Origin of the sequence: Providencia sp. PROV202 (assembly GCF_028479565.1) — a bacterium.
GTDB classification, from domain to species: domain Bacteria; phylum Pseudomonadota; class Gammaproteobacteria; order Enterobacterales; family Enterobacteriaceae; genus Providencia; species Providencia zhijiangensis.
Window position 1 is genome coordinate 169882 of record NZ_JAMPNV010000005.1, and the last position, 17526, is coordinate 187407.

17 protein-coding genes are annotated in these 17526 nt (G+C 41.8%); 6 read left to right on the plus strand and 11 right to left on the minus strand.

The features are described 5' to 3' along the window. From hisA to PR799_RS03605, 4 genes are all read left to right on the plus strand, one after another. On the plus strand, positions 1 to 738 hold the full coding sequence (gene hisA, locus PR799_RS03590; protein ID WP_154628614.1) for a 1-(5-phosphoribosyl)-5-[(5-phosphoribosylamino)methylideneamino]imidazole-4-carboxamide isomerase: 738 nt from the start codon (positions 1 to 3) through the stop codon (positions 736 to 738). Beyond that, complete coding sequence (gene hisF / locus PR799_RS03595) at positions 720 to 1496, plus strand: imidazole glycerol phosphate synthase subunit HisF (RefSeq protein WP_154628615.1); 777 nt, start codon at positions 720 to 722, stop codon at positions 1494 to 1496. Before hisA ends, hisF begins: the two co-directional genes overlap by 19 nt. Continuing rightward, complete coding sequence (gene hisIE / locus PR799_RS03600; protein ID WP_272521274.1) at positions 1490 to 2101, plus strand: bifunctional phosphoribosyl-AMP cyclohydrolase/phosphoribosyl-ATP diphosphatase HisIE; 612 nt, start codon at positions 1490 to 1492, stop codon at positions 2099 to 2101. Before hisF ends, hisIE begins: the two co-directional genes overlap by 7 nt. Before the next feature lie 188 nt (positions 2102 to 2289). Continuing rightward, positions 2290 to 2718: a YbaK/prolyl-tRNA synthetase associated domain-containing protein gene (locus PR799_RS03605; protein WP_230088700.1), complete on the plus strand. Its 429-nt coding sequence runs from the start codon at positions 2290 to 2292 to the stop codon at positions 2716 to 2718. Positions 2719 to 2773: 55 nt separating this feature from the next. On the opposite strand, the gene PR799_RS03610 is transcribed toward PR799_RS03605, so the two are convergent. The 5 genes from PR799_RS03610 to gndA form a co-directional block, all read right to left on the minus strand. Continuing rightward, entirely contained in the window at positions 2774 to 3196 is a 423-nt protein-coding gene (locus PR799_RS03610) for an FxLYD domain-containing protein (RefSeq protein WP_272521276.1), read from the minus strand. Positions 3197 to 3395: 199 nt separating this feature from the next. Continuing rightward, complete coding sequence (locus PR799_RS03615; protein ID WP_272521277.1) at positions 3396 to 4031, minus strand: CatB-related O-acetyltransferase; 636 nt, start codon at positions 4029 to 4031, stop codon at positions 3396 to 3398. 128 nt (positions 4032 to 4159) lie between these two features. After that, a complete protein-coding gene (locus tag PR799_RS03620) occupies positions 4160 to 5353 on the minus strand; it encodes a multidrug effflux MFS transporter (protein WP_154628620.1) in 1194 nt (397 codons plus the stop codon). Between the two features lie 87 nt (positions 5354 to 5440). After that, on the minus strand, positions 5441 to 6817 hold the full coding sequence (locus PR799_RS03625) for a DKNYY domain-containing protein (protein ID WP_272521278.1): 1377 nt from the start codon (positions 6815 to 6817) through the stop codon (positions 5441 to 5443). 173 nt (positions 6818 to 6990) lie between these two features. Continuing rightward, a complete protein-coding gene (gene gndA / locus PR799_RS03630; RefSeq protein WP_108478980.1) occupies positions 6991 to 8397 on the minus strand; it encodes an NADP-dependent phosphogluconate dehydrogenase in 1407 nt (468 codons plus the stop codon). Between the two features lie 242 nt (positions 8398 to 8639). Here gndA and PR799_RS03635 point away from each other — a divergent pair, with 242 nt between their 5' ends. Continuing rightward, complete coding sequence (locus PR799_RS03635) at positions 8640 to 10223, plus strand: TerC family protein (protein WP_272521279.1); 1584 nt, start codon at positions 8640 to 8642, stop codon at positions 10221 to 10223. Positions 10224 to 10427: 204 nt separating this feature from the next. Continuing rightward, a complete protein-coding gene (locus PR799_RS03640; protein ID WP_272521280.1) occupies positions 10428 to 11063 on the plus strand; it encodes a hypothetical protein in 636 nt (211 codons plus the stop codon). A 66-nt stretch (positions 11064 to 11129) separates the two neighbouring features. Here PR799_RS03640 and asmA read toward each other — a convergent pair whose 3' ends face one another. From asmA to apbC, 6 genes are all read right to left on the minus strand, one after another. Continuing rightward, entirely contained in the window at positions 11130 to 12992 is a 1863-nt protein-coding gene (gene asmA / locus PR799_RS03645) for an outer membrane assembly protein AsmA (RefSeq protein ID WP_272521281.1), read from the minus strand. 112 nt (positions 12993 to 13104) lie between these two features. Continuing rightward, positions 13105 to 13686 carry a dCTP deaminase gene (gene dcd, locus PR799_RS03650; protein WP_036949679.1) on the minus strand — a complete coding sequence of 194 codons (582 nt, stop codon included), beginning with the start codon at positions 13684 to 13686 and terminating at the stop codon, positions 13105 to 13107. Between the two features lie 66 nt (positions 13687 to 13752). Continuing rightward, entirely contained in the window at positions 13753 to 14397 is a 645-nt protein-coding gene (gene udk / locus PR799_RS03655) for a uridine kinase (RefSeq protein ID WP_154604353.1), read from the minus strand. A 170-nt stretch (positions 14398 to 14567) separates the two neighbouring features. Next, positions 14568 to 15524, minus strand: coding sequence for a zinc metalloprotease HtpX (htpX, locus tag PR799_RS03660; protein ID WP_272521282.1), 957 nt, complete (start codon positions 15522 to 15524; stop codon positions 14568 to 14570). 29 nt (positions 15525 to 15553) lie between these two features. Next, the gene (locus PR799_RS03665; protein ID WP_006660137.1) at positions 15554 to 16114 is read right to left on the minus strand and encodes a LemA family protein; all 561 of its coding nucleotides are present in this window, start codon (positions 16112 to 16114) and stop codon (positions 15554 to 15556) included. A gap of 218 nt (positions 16115 to 16332) precedes the next feature. Continuing rightward, a complete protein-coding gene (gene apbC, locus PR799_RS03670) occupies positions 16333 to 17445 on the minus strand; it encodes an iron-sulfur cluster carrier protein ApbC (protein ID WP_006662269.1) in 1113 nt (370 codons plus the stop codon). Positions 17446 to 17526: the final 81 nt, after the last annotated feature.

Genomic DNA, 17526 nt, shown 5'->3' on the forward strand with positions numbered 1-17526 from the left:
ATGATCATACCAGCATTAGATTTAATTGATGGCACCGTTGTGCGTTTACATCAAGGGGACTACGCCAAACAAACGGACTATGGCACCGACCCACTTCCTCGCTTACAAGATTATGAAAAGCAAGGGGCAAAACTGCTGCACTTAGTGGATTTAACTGGCGCTAAAGACCCACAGAAACGTCAAATTCCTCTGCTGAAAAAACTGTTGGCAGGCGTGACTGTTCCCGTGCAAGTTGGGGGGGGAATTCGTACTGAAGACGATGTCAAAGCACTGCTAGATGCAGGTGCGACTCGCGTGGTGATTGGCTCGACGGCAGTGACCCAACCAGAGTTAGTCAAAACGTGGTTTCAACGTTATGGTGGCGACGCTATCGTACTAGCACTGGATGTGCGTATTAATGCTCAAGGCATCAAAGAAATTGCCATTAGTGGTTGGCAAGAAAATTCAAACTTATCCCTTGAGCAAGCCATTGAAATGTATCGCCCTTATGGCTTAAAGCATGTGCTGTGTACCGATATTTCCAAAGATGGCACGCTGGCGGGCTCCAATGTGGAGTTATACCGCGAAATCAGCCAAAAATTCCCTGATATAGAGGTACAAGCTTCTGGTGGAATTGGTAATTTAAACGATATCGCCGCACTGCCAGCTTCTGGCGCAGCAGGCGTAATTGTGGGTCGCGCATTATTAGAAGGCAAATTTACCGTAACGGAGGCAATCCAATGCTGGCAAAACGCATAATTCCTTGTTTGGATGTCCGTGACGGACAAGTGGTTAAAGGGGTGCAATTTCGCAATCATGAAATCATCGGTGATATTGTCCCACTAGCTCAACGCTATGCCCAAGAAGGGGCTGATGAGTTAGTTTTCTATGATATTACCGCCTCATCTGACGGACGTGTTGTCGATAAAAGCTGGGTCGCCAAAGTGGCGGAAGTGATTGATATTCCCTTCTGCGTGGCGGGTGGAATTAAAAGCGTGGAAGATGCTGTTCAGATCCTCTCTTTTGGCGCAGACAAAATTTCAATCAACTCCCCTGCATTGTCTGATCCAACCCTAATTAGCCGTTTGGCTGATCGCTTTGGTGTTCAGTGCATCGTGGTTGGAATCGATACATGGTTTGACGCAGAAACAAACGAATATTTAGTTTATCAATTCACAGGCGATGAAAAACGCACCACCCAAACTCGCTGGAAAACCCTTGATTGGGTGAAAGAAGTTCAGCAGCGCGGCGCCGGAGAAATTGTGCTCAATATGATGAACCAAGACGGTGTACGACAAGGTTACGATCTGGTACAACTGAAAAAAGTTCGTGAAGTGTGCCAAGTTCCATTGATCGCCTCCGGCGGTGCAGGGGAAAAAATCCACTTCCTAGACGCCTTTACTGACGCTGGCGTCGATGGCGCTTTAGCCGCTTCGGTGTTCCACAAGCAGATTATTAACATCGGTGACTTAAAGCAGTACTTAGCAGAAAATGGAGTTCAAATAAGAGTATGTTAACCACAGAACAATGTAATCAGCTTGCATGGCAAAAAGTCGATAACCTAATGCCCGTCATCGTTCAGCACGCTATTTCTGGTGATGTTCTCATGTTGGGTTATATGAACCAAGAAGCGCTAAAGATGACTTTAGAGAGCCGTAAAGTCACCTTTTTCTCTCGCACCAAACAACGTTTGTGGACTAAAGGGGAAACCTCCAACAATTTTCTGAATTTGGTGAATATGGTTGCTGACTGCGATAACGATACGCTGCTTGCCATGGCTCTGCCTGATGGCCCAACCTGCCATAATGGTACCACCAGCTGCTTTGCGCCGGCTCAAAGCGAATGGGGTTTTTTATATGAATTAGAAACCTTACTGAAAGAGCGTAAAAATGCCTCGCCAGAAAGTTCATATACTGCCCGTCTGTATGCTAGCGGCACCAAGCGTATTGCACAAAAAGTGGGTGAAGAAGGCGTTGAAACTGCACTCGCTGCCACGGTTAATGACCGCGAAGAATTAACCAACGAAGCTGCCGATTTGATGTACCACTTAATGGTATTACTGCAAGATCAAGACCTTGATTTAACCGCCATTATCAAGCGTTTGAAAGAACGCCATCAGTAACTGGCTTAAGGGCAACTATTTTATGATAGCTGCCCTTACTTTCTTCTCTCGTCATTGTTTCTCTCTCTGAACTTGCTATCATTCCCCTCATTTGATGTGGACTTTTGAAGGAGCTCATTGTGTCCGACAATGGCGTTTTTACGCAATTAACTCAATTACTGAATAGCCAAAATGCAAAATATCGCGTGATGGAGCATCCAACTGCGGGAAAATCTGAAGAAGTGGCAAAAATCCGCGGAACGCAGCTAGGTCAAGGTGCCAAAGGATTAGTCTGTCATGTGAAAGGAAATGGCATTCGCCAGCATGTTTTAGCCATCTTACCTGCTGATCAACAAGCGGATTTAGGTAAGATTGCCAAAGCCATTGGCGGCACTCGAGCCTCATTAGCTAGCCCAAAGGAAGTCGATGAACTCACCCATTGTGTTTTCGGCGCCATCCCACCATTCAGCTTTCATCCATCACTGAAGCTTATCGCTGACCCATACCTATTCGACCGTTTTGATGAACTCGCATTTAATGCGGGAAGCCTAGAACGCTCAATTATTCTCAATACCCAAGATTACCAGCGTATCGCTTCCCCCACTTTAGTCGAGTTTATTCGCACAAATGATGAATAACTCATCACACTGATTGATTAGGAGCCATCATCATCAGCTGGCTCCTAAATGACACTCAACGCGGTTTATCCAAATAATAGGCAGCGATGGTTTCAACAACAATCTGCTCATTGGGTATAACATCATAGTCTGGAATAGTAACAATAAAATTTACCGTTTGTTTTGGTTTAATTGAGCTAGTTACTCTATAGTTTGTTTCCCCAATAAACACGCCATCCCTCAATAGCTCAAATCTAATATAGGTCTGATATAAAACAACATTTGAAACATTCGTGATGTTGCCAATTATCTCAGGGTAATCCAATTGATCATTATATTTGATTTCAATCTGACTAATATTAATCGGTGCAGGATACGCGACCGCTTTTTCCGAGGAAGCATAAAGAAAAGAGGAAAAACAGCTACTAATAATGGGAAACAACAAAATACAACGATGAGAAGCCAATAAATGAAAAATACGACAAGTTAATTTTTTCATAGGCGTTGACTCAAATTAAAACTGCATGAGTTTGATACCGCATGAGCAAACCTAACACTTTACTGCCTAATTAACGTACTCGTATTATGGTAATAAATAAGCCAAGGTAGTCACAAAATGATGGGTGATTAATCCTAAAAAGGGCTATCGAGCGATAACCCTTCAAATTAAAAAAAGAGATTTTAAGCACTATTACCCATTAATGAGTCTCATCATACCGCTCGCTAGCCTCTTTTAAGGCCTGAAAATCCGAACTGCAAATAAACACTTTCAATGTTTCGAATTTATCTTCATGCCATTCATAGATCTTCAACGCTAATACTTGCTCTATTACATCAGGGGAAAAACGCGTATTAATTGGCTTTGCGGGGTTACCACCAACAATGGTATAAGGCGCCACATCTTTCACCACGACACTGTTTGCCGCAATCACCGCGCCTTCGCCTATTTGAACTCCCGGCATAATAAATGCCCGCATTCCAATCCAAACGCCATCGCCAATAATGGTATCGCCTTTACCAATATAGGCCTCTTCAATATATTCAAGAAAAGGGTATAAACAGAACCAATCTAATCGATGGGTATGATTTCCCCCCATCAAAATAACGGCTTCCGCCCCAATACACACATAATCGCCAATATAAAGTTGGTCGATATCCCAAGCTAATTGCCAATCTCGGCTCTGTTCATCGCCTTGTAAATAACGCACGACGGACTGTTCAAAACCGTCATCCCAACAATCACTATAATAACTGTGGCATCCTTTAAGATGGATATTGGGATTTTTAACAACTTCATGTAATAACTGCGTTTTCGACCAATGTTTATTTTTCATGGTAAATAACCCTTAAATCAGTATTTTATTACCATAGAACGCATTCTATGGTGATGTAATTGCGTTCATACTACATCACCGCTAACCGATCCTCGGCTGCTTTAATAATGGATTATTAACCATAACGATTACTCTATTTTCTCTATTATGGCAGCGCGTTTTATACTAGTTTTTCTTGCAATTAATCCGAAAATACATCCCGCTAGCATCACTAGAGCAAGGGACAATTTCGGTGCTATAGGTAACGCAATTGCACATAACCCTAATACAGCGCCACCCGCCATTTGCACAAACCCCACGAGGGCTGATGCCGCCCCAGCCTCATTGCCGAAAGGCTCTAACGCATAGCTTGTCGCTGTGCCCATCATAAAGGCAAGCCCTGTACACGCGCAGGCAACCGGCAACATATACACTAACCAATGGATTTGCATTTCAGGTGAAAGTACCATCAAACCGAATAATAAGCCGATGCAACCAAGTGCCATCATGACACTACCGATTGATAAACACGCTGGACGCCCCATTTTTCGAATGCAGTAATTCGCGATATAACTCGCGAGCATGATCCAGAAGCCATTGACACCAAAGACAATTGAAAATTCGAGAGGCGATAGCTTAGCATCCCCCATTAGTACGCTAGGGGCTAGAGAGACATACGTCAATGCCATGCCCATTGCACCGGCATTTACCAATGCGAAAATCAAAAAATGCTCGCTGGTTAAAATTCGAAAATAGCTCTTAAATTGAAGCTTTTTAACCTGCAGTAAACTGGCTGGGCGCGTTTCTGGTAGGAAAAATAGAATCAGCAAGAAAATGGCCACAGCGTAAATCGCCAAGAACCAAAATGGCGCTCGCCATCCCCATGCTTCCGCCAGCAGTCCCCCTAATAAAGGCGCCAAAGCGGGCACAATATTGAGTGTTCCGTTTAAAAAACCAAATGCTCTTGCGGCTTCTGTGCCATTCATACGGTCACGGACACAACTAAATGCCACTACAGAGGTGCAGCACACAGCCACTCCTTGTAACAGCCGGGAAGCAATAAATAACCCTGCCGTCGTTGAAAATGCAGCCACAATGGAGCCAGCTAGATAAATAGCTAACCCAATGATAGCGATAGGCTTACGACCAAATCTATCGACTAATGGTCCAGAAATTAGCTGTCCAATCCCTAAGACTAAAATAAATAATCCGATGGTCGATTGGATTATAGACTCGCTACTCCCTAAATCTTTAGCGATAGCTGGAATAGTCGGTAAATACAGATCTATCCCAAGAGGCCCTAATAGGACTAAAAGTAATAATAAAGCGAGAAATTTATGCATATGACCGATTCTGAGCAGGTGAGTTATCGATAGCGATTTCGAAAATGGCTATCGATAATATCAGAATTTCTGTATAGATATCGAATCTTATCGATACTTAGTAATTGCATGAACCACTTCGGTGCCTCTTATCGGCTGTAAATCATCATTATCAATCAAGACACGAATATCTCTTGGTAATAACCTTTCGTTCAATAAACGGTTCACGGTACGCTGGTTATCTACTCGATAAATGGTATATCGAATTAATTGAGTGGAGCCTAAATTATCAAAATAATAATATTCATCCCCTTTTTTCCATACCTGACCAAATCTGCGATGAGCTAAATCACCCACCTTTTCCCATGGTGCACTATTCGTCTCATTGAAACGATAAATTTTTGTACTCCGTGAAATTAACCCCGGATTTTTATTGGTTCCCCAAATCTCGGAATCCTGTAGATAATACGTTTGGTTATTATGAGTGAACACTAAAGGCGCAATTTCTTTTAATTCACCGTCAATAAATGGATTCGCTCCCGCGCGAACAATAGTTTCTTTTTCTCTATGATAGAAAAATACGCCATCCTTAGAGAGAAATAACGCTTGATTCACATGCTGGCTATTACGGCTTATTAGCTGGTAAGGAGCATGTTCCTCAGGAAATAAAATATCATTCATCGCCACATTGCCAGATTGTGGATCAATCAAATAACCTTCTTGAAATAACCCATCCAATATCAAGCTGTATAAACCAGAATGACTCTTTATTGGCAATTTATATTGGTCATAATAGACGTTAAGATTATCACGATAAAAATGAAGGCTATCTCTCACGGAATCATCATCCTGAAGGGAGCCAATATCCTGTAGGGTCGCAGGATCAGCATCCGGCATATATTCGCCTTTATAAAAAACACGCTGCCCGTCAGTTGCCAAATAACGGGACAATAATGCTTGATATGGCGTCGATGATGCGGGAAGTGGCTTCATCGGGTAAATATAGGTTTGCGGTTTACTCCCTAAATCCCAACCATATAACCAAGACTGAAATAATTCATCCATTGTTGAAAGTTCATAATTCCTTACTGAGCCCATTGAGCAATATACGGTCTGATTTCCATCGGTAAAATAGTCATTCCCCACGATTTTCACACTGTTAGGATTAAATGCAGGGATTGCTAAATTTCCACAATAAACATGATTTTTATCTAATGCCACTTGCTGCTCATAACGCGAACTTTCAGGTAATAACGTAAAGCTAGAAGGGTCTGCATTCTCTATCAGATAATCGCCATTACTTGGAACACTCGCATACACTTTATCATTATAAATGGTGTAAATACTGTAACCGAGCTTCTCACCATTATGGCGGAGCTCAGAACTAGGCTCTTTGTTCATAGAAAGCACGATGCCGGATATAAAGGCGCAAGATAAAGTAAAAATAATGCCGAATACTGTAAGAATAATTATTTTGGCTTTCATGCTGTGGAATACCTACTTTGTTTTTTTAGTCTATTTTTTGTCAGAGTATTCAACGGGAAAAGCGTGAGGAAAGAAATACTCGAAGTCTGAAAGTGTATAAAAAGCTAGAAATAAAAAAGGTGCTCAATTGAGCACCTTTTTTCACTTATGGAAGATAGCCTAACGGTTTATCTTTATTCCATCCACTCAGTGTGGAAAACGCCTTCTTTATCAGTACGTTTATAAGTATGTGCACCAAAGTAGTCACGCTGTGCTTGAATCAAGTTCGCAGGCAGTACCGCTGAGCGGTAGCTATCGTAGTAAGAAATAGCCGCTGAGAATGTTGGTGTTGGGATACCGTTTTGTACGCCGTAGCAGACAACATCACGCAGAGCTTGTTGGTACTCATCTGCGATTTGTTTGAAGTAAGGTGCTAACAGTAAGTTTGCAATCTGCGCGTTGTCATTGTAAGCATCAGTGATTTTTTGCAGGAACTGCGCACGGATGATACAGCCAGCACGGAAGATTTTCGCGATTTCGCCGTAGTTCAGATCCCAGTTGTATTCATCTGACGCTGCTTTCAATTGTTGGAAGCCTTGAGCGTAAGAAACGATTTTACCTAAGTAAAGTGCACGACGTACTTTCTCGATAAAGACTTTTTTATCCCCTTCAACGGTTTTCAGTACTGGACCCGTTAAAACTTTAGATGCAGCAACGCGTTGATCTTTCAGGAAAGAAATATAACGCGCAAAGACAGATTCAGTGATCAAAGTCAGTGGGATGCCAAGATCTAAAGCACTTTGGCTAGTCCATTTACCGGTACCTTTGTTAGCCGCTTCATCTAAAATTACATCAACCAGGTATTTACCTTCTTCATCTTTTTTCTTGAAGATATCCGCTGTAATTTCAATCAGGTAGCTGCTCAGTTCGCCTTGGTTCCACTCAGAGAATGTTTCCGCCAGCTCTTCATTGCTCAAGTTCAGAGAACCTTTTAATAAAGAGTAAGCTTCAGCGATTAATTGCATGTCACCGTATTCGATACCGTTGTGAACCATTTTCACATAATGACCTGCACCGTCTGGACCAATGTAAGTCACACACGGTTCGCCTTCCGCTTTCGCTGCAATCTCTTTTAAGATTGGGGCAACTAATTCGTACGCTTCTTTTTGTCCACCAGGCATGATTGAAGGACCTTTCAATGCTCCTTCTTCACCACCGGAAACTCCCGTACCGATGAAGTTAAATCCTTGTTCAGACAGTTCGCGATTACGACGGATAGTGTCTTTGTACAGCGTGTTGCCACCATCGATTAAAATGTCGCCCTTGTCTAAATGAGGCGTTAATGCAGCAATGGTTTTGTCCGTTGCTTCACCCGCTTTAACCATCAACAGGATGCGGCGTGGTTTTTCCAGAGAGTCGACAAACTCTTCAATCGTGTAGTTGGGAACTAATTTTTTCCCTGGATTTTCGGCAATGACTTCATCAGTTTTATCTTTTGAACGGTTAAAAATAGAAACTGAATAACCGCGACTTTCGATGTTCAGGGCTAAGTTGCGACCCATGACCGCCATTCCGACAACACCAATCTGCTGCTTTGACATGAAAAACTCCTGTCTGATTAGGACCAAGTCAGCCTCGATTGTGCTGACATTCTGTTAACGGGATCACATGTTAACTCAGGATGCTGCTCCATGGTAGTTATTGATGCAATCGATAAACTAATCGAATCATTTTTTGCCAAATATCACGCTACTTGAATGAATTTTTATTGATATTTACGTCAACAAACCTCATTATTCACCAGTCGGTATAAGCCGTCATATCAGAAGGTAAAACAAACTGTATGGAATGGATCGCAGATCCTTCGATTTGGGCGGGTTTAGCTACCCTAATCGTTCTTGAAATCGTTCTTGGTATTGATAACCTCGTTTTTATCGCCATCTTGGCCGATAAACTCCCAGCTAAACTGCGTGATAGAGCTCGTATCACAGGGTTAACGTGTGCCCTGGTTATGCGTATTATTCTGTTATTCAGCCTCTCGTGGCTGATCACGCTGACCCAACCTATTCTAACGCTATTTAACCATCCATTTAGTGCCAGAGATCTGATAATGCTTATCGGGGGGATATTCCTCTTGTTTAAAGCCACGATGGAGCTAAACGAGCGGTTAGAAGGAAAAGACGAGCATACCAATAACCAACGTAAAACCTCCAATTTCTGGGCTGTTGTCGCGCAAATTATCGTATTAGATGCGGTATTTTCATTAGACTCGGTGATTACCGCTGTCGGTATGGTTGACCATATCGGTGTCATGGTTGCCGCAGTGACTATCGCCATGATGTTAATGATCTGGGCAAGTAAACCACTGACCAACTTCGTTAACGCACACCCTACCATCGTCATTCTATGCTTAAGCTTCTTACTGATGATTGGTTTCAGCTTAGTGGCTGAAGGTTTTGGTTACGCCATTCCAAAAGGTTACCTGTATGCGGCAATTGGTTTCTCTATCATGATAGAGGTGCTTAACCAGTTTGCGCAGTTTAACCGCCGTAAATTCTTAAAAGGCAGCCGCCCTCTGCGTGAACGTACCGCAGAAGCCGTATTGCGCATTTTAAGCGGTAAAGCTGAACGTGGTGAATTAGACGCGAGAACCTCTGACTTAATTTCAGATAACCAATCCGTTTTCGACCCTCAAGAGCGTTTAATGATCGCTCGTGTGCTGGGTATGGCGCAACGTAACGTAGAAAGTATTATGACGTCCCGCCATGACGTAGATTATTTGGATATTAATAAATCCTCCGCTGAACTCATTGACCTAATGGAGAAAAATCCACACTCTCGTTTTGTTGTTGTCGATGAAAGTATCAGTGACGACCCAATTGGTGTGGTATATGTGCTGGATTTAGTGAAGCAGCAGCTTAGCGGTGAACAACTGAACTTGCGAGCATTGGTCACTCAACCGCTTATTTTCCCTGAAGGTTTATCACTGTTAAAAGCGTTAGAACAATTCCGTAAAGCGCATACACACTTTGCGTTTGTTGTGGATGAATTTGGTTCTGTTGAAGGTATCGTTACCTTGACTGACGTGATGGAAACTATCGCAGGTAACTTACCTGTTGGTGATGAAGAAAATGACTCCCGCCATGACATTCAAAAATTGGACGATGGTACATGGATTGCCAATGGCTTTATGCCACTGGAAGATTTAATTATGTATATCCCAATGGAGCTGGATGATAAGCGTGAGTATGAAACTATTGCTGGTCTTTTAATGGAACATTTACAACGCGTTCCTGAAGTGGGTGAGCAAGTCGAAATCAATGGCTGTATTTTCCAACCTCTTGAGGTCAATAGCCATCGGGTTAATAAAGTCTTGATTACACCACCCGCGCCCGCGGGTGATGGCTACGACTATGTCGATGACTAATCGCGATTAATACGATTTGTGATTAAAACTAGTCACGATTAATACAATCTAAATACCGGCCTTTATCTTAATATTGAGTCGGTATTTTTTGTCGAAGGAATTAACCATTAATAAAAAGTAGTAGCGTTTTTTTAAAGAAAAAATCATTCGCTCATTGAATAATTCAAATAGTTTAATAATTAACTTTTAATGAGAGCATCTATCATGAAAACGACCACAACCAATCTTACGCAGCCAGTTCAGCTCCGCCGTATGAGTACGACTGCCCCTAAAGGCAATGTCACTAAATTTTCATGTTCGGCTAAGAGTGTCAATAATAATTCTACCCCTATGCCTAAATCTATCTTGAAGACGGCAAACTCTACCAGTGATACATCTTCCCCGAAAAAAGCTAAACATGTAAGAATCATCGAGACAGATCAAAAAAACGTTCGTAAGAAAGATATCTCTAGGCTAACGAAAGAGATCAATGCAGGTATAAAAGAGATCCGTGCCAATATTAAGGATATTATGTCGAATGATACTCGCTTGAATTTGTCTGGCGTGTTCAGTAACCTAACATCTCAATTCTTCACGTTACAAGATAATGTCGCTTTATATCAAGATAAGTTAAATATTTCCAGTTACAACCATCATAAATCTAAACAAGCTTCAATTAATAAACTGAATAACAAAATTAATGCGACTGCGCCGGATATTCTTATAGCTAAAGGAAGAGTCGAATATATCAATCAGAAAATTAACGAGGCCAACTCTTCGCAAGGCGTGAAAAGTAATCTTGATAAAATGATAGAAAAAAACCAAGCACTGAAAGACAGAGTAGAGAACGGTTATACCTAATTATCACCATTAGTGATTAAAAGACCGCCCACATGTATCCATCTCTGGGCGGTTCTCCAATGGTGGCTAAAGCGCATTCAATAAATCATTTAGCCCTTTATTTTCTTCTTTTTTCAAAAAGCTACCAATGGCTTCTTTAGCTTGAGTTCGTAGTTCATTACGCAGTAATTTTTCCACATCCAATTGGTACTGTAAGTTATTCCAACCACCGTAAATACGCAGTGGGATATTCATGCTACGCAGCTGTTGCACTAAGCGCGAGTCCCCTGCCCAACCACCGAGAATATTCACACTTAAATTGACATCAATGGTTTCTTTTGGAATATTCACGCGACCCTGCCCTGTAATATTCAACAGTGAAGACGTTGCTTTAAGAGAGGAAATATTCATATTGCCTTTATTGAGATATCCCGATACCGTGAATAAATCCACTTCTGTGAAACTGTTGGTATCTGTTGGCATATTAATTTTATTAGTAAAACGGGACACCGATTGTTGGATCAATTGTGGAATATTTAAGTCAGCCAGCTTGGCACTGCGTAACTCAAAGCTAACTGGACCTTGCCACTGATTTTTAACTGCATAATCATCGTAGCCAATACCGGATAATGCGGCATTTAATGAGATAATCCCGCTCAGTTTTTCAGGCATACTAAATGCCTTTAATACCGGAGTAAGATTAATATTGCTAAATACAGGTTTTGCCGAAACCTGCGCAGGAATAGCGCTGTAGTTAATGGTTACGGGCAGTGAGAATTGCCCACCGAACGCATTGCCCTCTAACTGAGAAATGGTTAAACGTGGTGTTTGGTTATCGCCCTTAATTTTTACCTCAGTCATCGACATGCCACGATAAATCAATGTGTCCATCGAGACATTAAATTGCGCGGTAAACCCTTTTAGCCCCGTTAAATCATACTTCTGTATGTTGGAACCAGAAATCACTGGTTTAACGCCTACACGCTCATTATTACTGGCGGTATTTTCAGAGGCGGCACTGGCTGTATTTGATTTACCCGCAGCCGGTGCCTGCCCAATTAATGTATCGAGATTCAAAGAAGGCGAGGATAAATTAACAGTCACATCAGGAATATCGGTTAAATTGACACTGATTGTCCCTGCTAATTGACTATCATTTGCCTGAATGGCGAGATTTTCAAGACGAATCTCTCCTGAGTTAGCTTTTGTATACAGGAAATCTGAGGTGATTTTTCCACTAATACCATTTTCTGGTAAATCAACACCACTGAGTTGGTAATCAAATTGCGTGATTTTTCCACTTACCTGCTGAGATAATTTAGATAAATCGATATCTGATTTAATATCAAAATTAAATTCTTGTTGGTTTTTATTTAAATTACCGCTGAATTTCATCGCAACTTGTTTATCATCACTTTTTTTCAGTGACAGATTAATATTGCGTAGGTTGTATTCATCTTTCGGGGTTTGCCAAATGACTAAGCTATTGGTGATATCAATTTTACTAATATCGAGTAACCATTGGCTTTTATCTGTTGTATCAGTAGGTACTTGGCTACCGCCAGGGGCAACGGGGGTGTTAACCGTCGCAATGGGTTCACTTTCAGGTGTTTTGCGAATTACTGCACCATCAATGACAATTTGTTCGACAGACAGTCGATGGGAAATTAACGGCCATAAATCCACATCTAAGCGCATATTTTCAGCACTTAAAATAGACTGGCTGGCGTTAGGTGCTGTGACTGAGACGGGACCTGTAATGATGCTCAATGTTGGCCATACATGCCAACGCATATCACCTTTGAAATCAAGTTGGTAACCACTTTTTTTCTCAACTTGTTGAACGAGGTAGCCTCTAAAATCATTCGGGTTCACTAACATCACTAAAGCTGTTAGCCCCGCAACTACCACCACAAGTAAAATAATCAGCGTCGTTAAAAACCGTTTCATGCATCCCTCTCTTTTACTTTATTTGTCACATCTTTCGCTTGTCATTCCTTGACGTTAGCGATTGCTGACCTCTTCAAACTCCATAGAAGAGGCCGCTCGCTATCTTGCTGTATTAGTCTTGACTAATACGGCTACCAACAGCACCTTGTTGGTTTTTATATTTTGCATCTTGTCGGCTGTTATAAGGTCTGTCTGCACTGCCTGATAGCGGTTCAAAGCTCAGTGCACCAATCACCATGCCCGGACGTAATGCTAAAGGTAACTTACCTGAGTTATAAAACTCTAACACAATTTGACCACGCCAGCCTGGATCAATCCGGTGAGCTGTGACGTGAACCATTAATCCAAGTCTTGCTAGTGAAGAGCGACCATCTAACCAACCGACTAAATTATCGGGTAGCGTGACGGATTCTAGCGTAACTGCCAGCGCCAATTCACCAGGGTGAAGGAAGAAAGGCTCGTCATCTTTAAGAACAATTTCATCGCTCATCACACGGTCTAATGCCGCATTGACTTCATCTTTTGGTCCACTGAGATCAATAAATGCCGCAGTATGTCCACGAAAAACACGAAATTGGTTCCCAAGACGAACATCCGCAGTCGCTCCGTTGATCCGTTCAATCGGTGGACGCGGGCTAATAACAAGTCGACCTTCATCCATCCACTGAATTATATCGCGGTCACAAAGACGCATGATCACTTTCCCCCTTCATTATTTTATATATTCATGGCAGCTTATCGCTGGCGATATTTGATGCTATCAGTCCTGACAGAACTCACCAATTTTCGCTTTCAAAATATCAATCGCCACACGGTTTTTACCGCCACGAGGTACGATAATATCGGCATATTGCTTCGATGGTTCAATAAATTGTAAGAACATTGGACGAACCGTTTTATTGTACTGCTCAATAACCGAGTCTAATGTTCTTCCTCTTTCATTAACATCACGTTTGATACGGCGCATTAAGCAGATATCCAGCGGTGTATCAACAAAAATAGAGAAATCCATCTCTTCGCGTAAACGCTTATCTGTTAATAATAGGATACCTTCAATAATAATGACCTTTTTTGGTTTAAAACTGACGGTTTGCTGTTTGCGAGTATGAGCGACATAGTCATACTGAGGAATTTCGACGGCTTGACCACTTTTCAGTGCTTTGAGATGTTCATAAAGTAAACTGTGATCCATTGAATTTGGATGGTCGTAATTCACTTTGAGTCGTTCTTCCATCGGAATATCTGTTTGATCTTTATAGTAACAGTCTTCTGGAATAACACCGATATTATGATCACCAACCTTTTCTCTTAACTCCCGATATAAGGTGCTTGCAATTAGGCTTTTGCCAGATGCAGAAGCGCCCGATATACCTACAATGGTACAGTGATGCGATGTGTCAGTCATAAAATGGTAACCTGGTTAAAAATTTTAGAAATGAAGTGCATAACATCATAGTGTTATGGTTGGCGGGAATTATAGGGTGTAATGGTGCGCTGTACCAGTCTATCTCGTCAAAGACTGATAAAAAAACGCACCCAATTTTTATTCTTCAAAGCGCAAGCTTCGCGCTAAGTTTAAAACTGTTTACGCCCTTCTAAAGCCGCAATTCGGTTCTCTATGGAAGGATGCGTTGAAAATACAGAATCACCCTTGTTAAAAATATATGCCGCCTGTCTGTATGCCTGTCCAGTGCTTTCATCATCATAATCATGCTTTTGATGATCCCCTGAAATTTTCTTCAAGGCACTTATCATTGCTTGGTTATCAGAAGTTAAATCCACCGCTGCCGCATCCGCCATATATTCACGGGTACGCGATAAATAAAAATAGAGTACTTTGGTAATGATTGGCAACACGATATTCATCAATAATAAAATGGTTTGTGCTTTATTCGCTGAATTATTGCGGCTGCGTCCTGCTGAGCGAATAAACACTTGAGCAAAAACGTTCGTTACCGTCAAAATAACATTCGCTAAAATACCCACATACAGCGTTAATTTTGAATCACCATGGATAATATGCCCCACTTCATGGGCCATTACGGCTTGAACTTCTTGGCGATTTAACGTTTGTAATAAACCACGCGTGATGCCGACCAAAGCATTACGAGAATTCCAGCCAGCCGCAAATGCATTGGGTTCATCTGTGTCCAAAATATACAGGCGTGGAATATAACCTAGTGTCGCACTTAAACTCAGTTCTTCTAAAATATTAAATAGCTGTCTTTCTTCCGGGGTTGAAGCCCCTTCTTGGGTGATTTCCTTCGCATTCATTCCTGCAAGCATCAATTTATGCCCAAAGAAATGAATATAAAGTAAACCTAGAAATGTCAGACCAAGAATAATAAAGGTTGCCACTGGCAGTTGTTGTAATGTCGCAAATGCTATCAGGTTCGAGGTAAAATCCATTCTCTCATCTGGATGGGTTGCGGTATCCGCGAGCAAACCAATCATTAGCATCAACACAATATAACTCAACACAACTAACCGAGTACGGATATTGTTTTTACGTATAACGTTTCTAAAATCCATAATAAAACCCTGCCAATGGCAACATCCATTTAATCGAAATTAATACGACGAGACTCTTCAGTTTTGATGTCTGCTTCGTCTAAACGCCAATATTCTTTATTAATTTTCAAGCTAGGAATAATGCCAACAATTAATGCAGCAGGCATAGAAGCGATATACGCATTATAAGTTTCTAATGAACGGTTATAACCACGTTTAGCAAAAGAGAGTTTATTTTCAGAAGAGACGATCTCTTCTTGTAAATTTGCCATGATCGCATCAGATTTTAGCTCTGGATACGCTTCAACTGCCACATTGATGGCTCCGCTACTCACCATTTTGGACAGCGCATCTTCCGCTTCACGAGCTTTATCCCCCGTCGCATTTTGTGCTTGGCTTCTGAGCTCTGTAATTTTAGTGAAGACTTCTGTTTCATGGCTTAAATATTTTTTGACCGTCGCCAGTAAGCTATCAAAAACTTTACCGCGGCGATCTAATTGAACAGAGATCTCAGTTTCACTAGAAACGACTGCTTCACGTAATGCAACGATGCGGTTATAAAAATAAATAACAATCAGCACCAATACGACAATAAAAATTAAAAATTTCATAATCACCTTTTAGGCATTCGCCAACGGAATAAAGACTGAATTTTCTATATCGTTAATTTTCAGGCTAGGAAATTCACTTATGCGTCATTCTACGCAGCCTACAACAATAAAGGAACAGTTTGAGAATAAATCAGAACAATCAAAGAATCGGATTTTATGGCAATAAAAAAGGCTACTTAGTCATTACTGACCAAATAGCCTTTATCGATGCCATTTAATTACACGGCGCGGAAAGAGATTTCCGTCGGGATCTTATCCCCTTCCCAATACATCAATGCAGAGATGTTAGACGCAATTTCACGATAGATATCAGCGAACTCGCCTTCAGGGTCGCGCATTACGGTTGGCTGACCACGGTCTAAGTCTTCACGTAATGAAATATGCAGCGGAACCTGACCTAGCAGTTTAGTGTTGTATTTCTCAGCCAATTTTTCTGCACCACCGGTACCGAAAATAGGCTCTACATGACCACAGTTACTACAAATATGTGCGCTCATATTTTCAACAACACCCAGCACTGGCACGTTCACTTTTTTGAACATGACAATCCCTTTCATCGCATCTACTAAGGCAATATCTTGCGGCGTGGTCACAACCACTGCGCCTGTCACTGGAATATTTTGTGACAGAGTCAGTTGGATATCACCGGTTCCCGGTGGCATATCGATAACGAGATAATCCAGATCTGGCCATAGCGTATCTTGCAGCATCTGCATCAAAGCTTTACTCGCCATTGGGCCACGCCATACCATCGCGTTATCGTCAGTGACTAAGTAACCAATGGAGTTAGTGGCTAAGCCATACGCCATAATCGGTGCCATGTGCTGACCATCTGGAGACGTTGGGCGCTCCAGTGTCGTTCCCAGCATATTCGGAATTGAAGGCCCGTAAATATCCGCATCGAGGATACCGACTTTTGCGCCTTCTTGCGCTAACGCTAACGCTAAGTTCACGGAAGTACTCGATTTACCCACACCACCTTTACCTGAACTCACCGCAAGAATATTACGTACACCATTGATGCCTGGTAAATCATTAGCACGCTTCAGAGTGGTAATATCGTGGCGTAATTTCCATTCTACGGCGTGAGCACCCGTCAATTGCTTTAACTCAGCGGTTTTTTCGCTGATCAGCGTTTGGAATGGGCCTTTCCAGACAAATGGCATAACTAATTCGACATGCAACACATTGTCCAACAGCGCACAACGATGCAATGCTTTGATTGAAATCAGATTGCGCTTGAGAGTTGGGTGTGTAAATGAAGCCAAAACAGTGGAGACTTGTTCAGTCAGCAGTTCTGGTTTGTTCTGCTCGGGGGATTTATCGTTCATCCCGGCTCCTTTATTTTCTTTTTTGTAACTACACATTTTTGACTACGTTGCATGATAGCAGAGAACGAAAAAAATAGTGAC

Bases quoted from the DNA above. Each gene is read 5' to 3' on its own strand.
- hisF (WP_154628615.1), top strand. From the start codon at position 720: ATGCTGGCAAAACGCATAATTCCTTGTTTGGATGTCCGTGACGGACAA.
- hisIE (WP_272521274.1), top strand. From the start codon at position 1,490: ATGTTAACCACAGAACAATGTAATCAGCTTGCATGGCAAAAAGTCGAT.
- apbC (WP_006662269.1), bottom strand. From the start codon at position 17,445: ATGAACGATAAATCCCCCGAGCAGAACAAACCAGAACTGCTGACTGAA.
- PR799_RS03665 (WP_006660137.1), bottom strand. From the start codon at position 16,114: ATGAAATTTTTAATTTTTATTGTCGTATTGGTGCTGATTGTTATTTAT.
- PR799_RS03610 (WP_272521276.1), bottom strand. From the start codon at position 3,196: ATGAAAAAATTAACTTGTCGTATTTTTCATTTATTGGCTTCTCATCGT.
- htpX (WP_272521282.1), bottom strand. From the start codon at position 15,524: ATGGATTTTAGAAACGTTATACGTAAAAACAATATCCGTACTCGGTTA.
- asmA (WP_272521281.1), bottom strand. From the start codon at position 12,992: ATGAAACGGTTTTTAACGACGCTGATTATTTTACTTGTGGTGGTAGTT.
- hisA (WP_154628614.1), top strand. From the start codon at position 1: ATGATCATACCAGCATTAGATTTAATTGATGGCACCGTTGTGCGTTTA.
- gndA (WP_108478980.1), bottom strand. From the start codon at position 8,397: ATGTCAAAGCAGCAGATTGGTGTTGTCGGAATGGCGGTCATGGGTCGC.
- dcd (WP_036949679.1), bottom strand. From the start codon at position 13,686: ATGCGTCTTTGTGACCGCGATATAATTCAGTGGATGGATGAAGGTCGA.
- PR799_RS03615 (WP_272521277.1), bottom strand. From the start codon at position 4,031: ATGAAAAATAAACATTGGTCGAAAACGCAGTTATTACATGAAGTTGTT.
- PR799_RS03620 (WP_154628620.1), bottom strand. From the start codon at position 5,353: ATGCATAAATTTCTCGCTTTATTATTACTTTTAGTCCTATTAGGGCCT.
- PR799_RS03605 (WP_230088700.1), top strand. From the start codon at position 2,290: ATGGAGCATCCAACTGCGGGAAAATCTGAAGAAGTGGCAAAAATCCGC.
- PR799_RS03625 (WP_272521278.1), bottom strand. From the start codon at position 6,817: ATGAAAGCCAAAATAATTATTCTTACAGTATTCGGCATTATTTTTACT.
- PR799_RS03635 (WP_272521279.1), top strand. From the start codon at position 8,640: ATGGAATGGATCGCAGATCCTTCGATTTGGGCGGGTTTAGCTACCCTA.
- PR799_RS03640 (WP_272521280.1), top strand. From the start codon at position 10,428: ATGAAAACGACCACAACCAATCTTACGCAGCCAGTTCAGCTCCGCCGT.
- udk (WP_154604353.1), bottom strand. From the start codon at position 14,397: ATGACTGACACATCGCATCACTGTACCATTGTAGGTATATCGGGCGCT.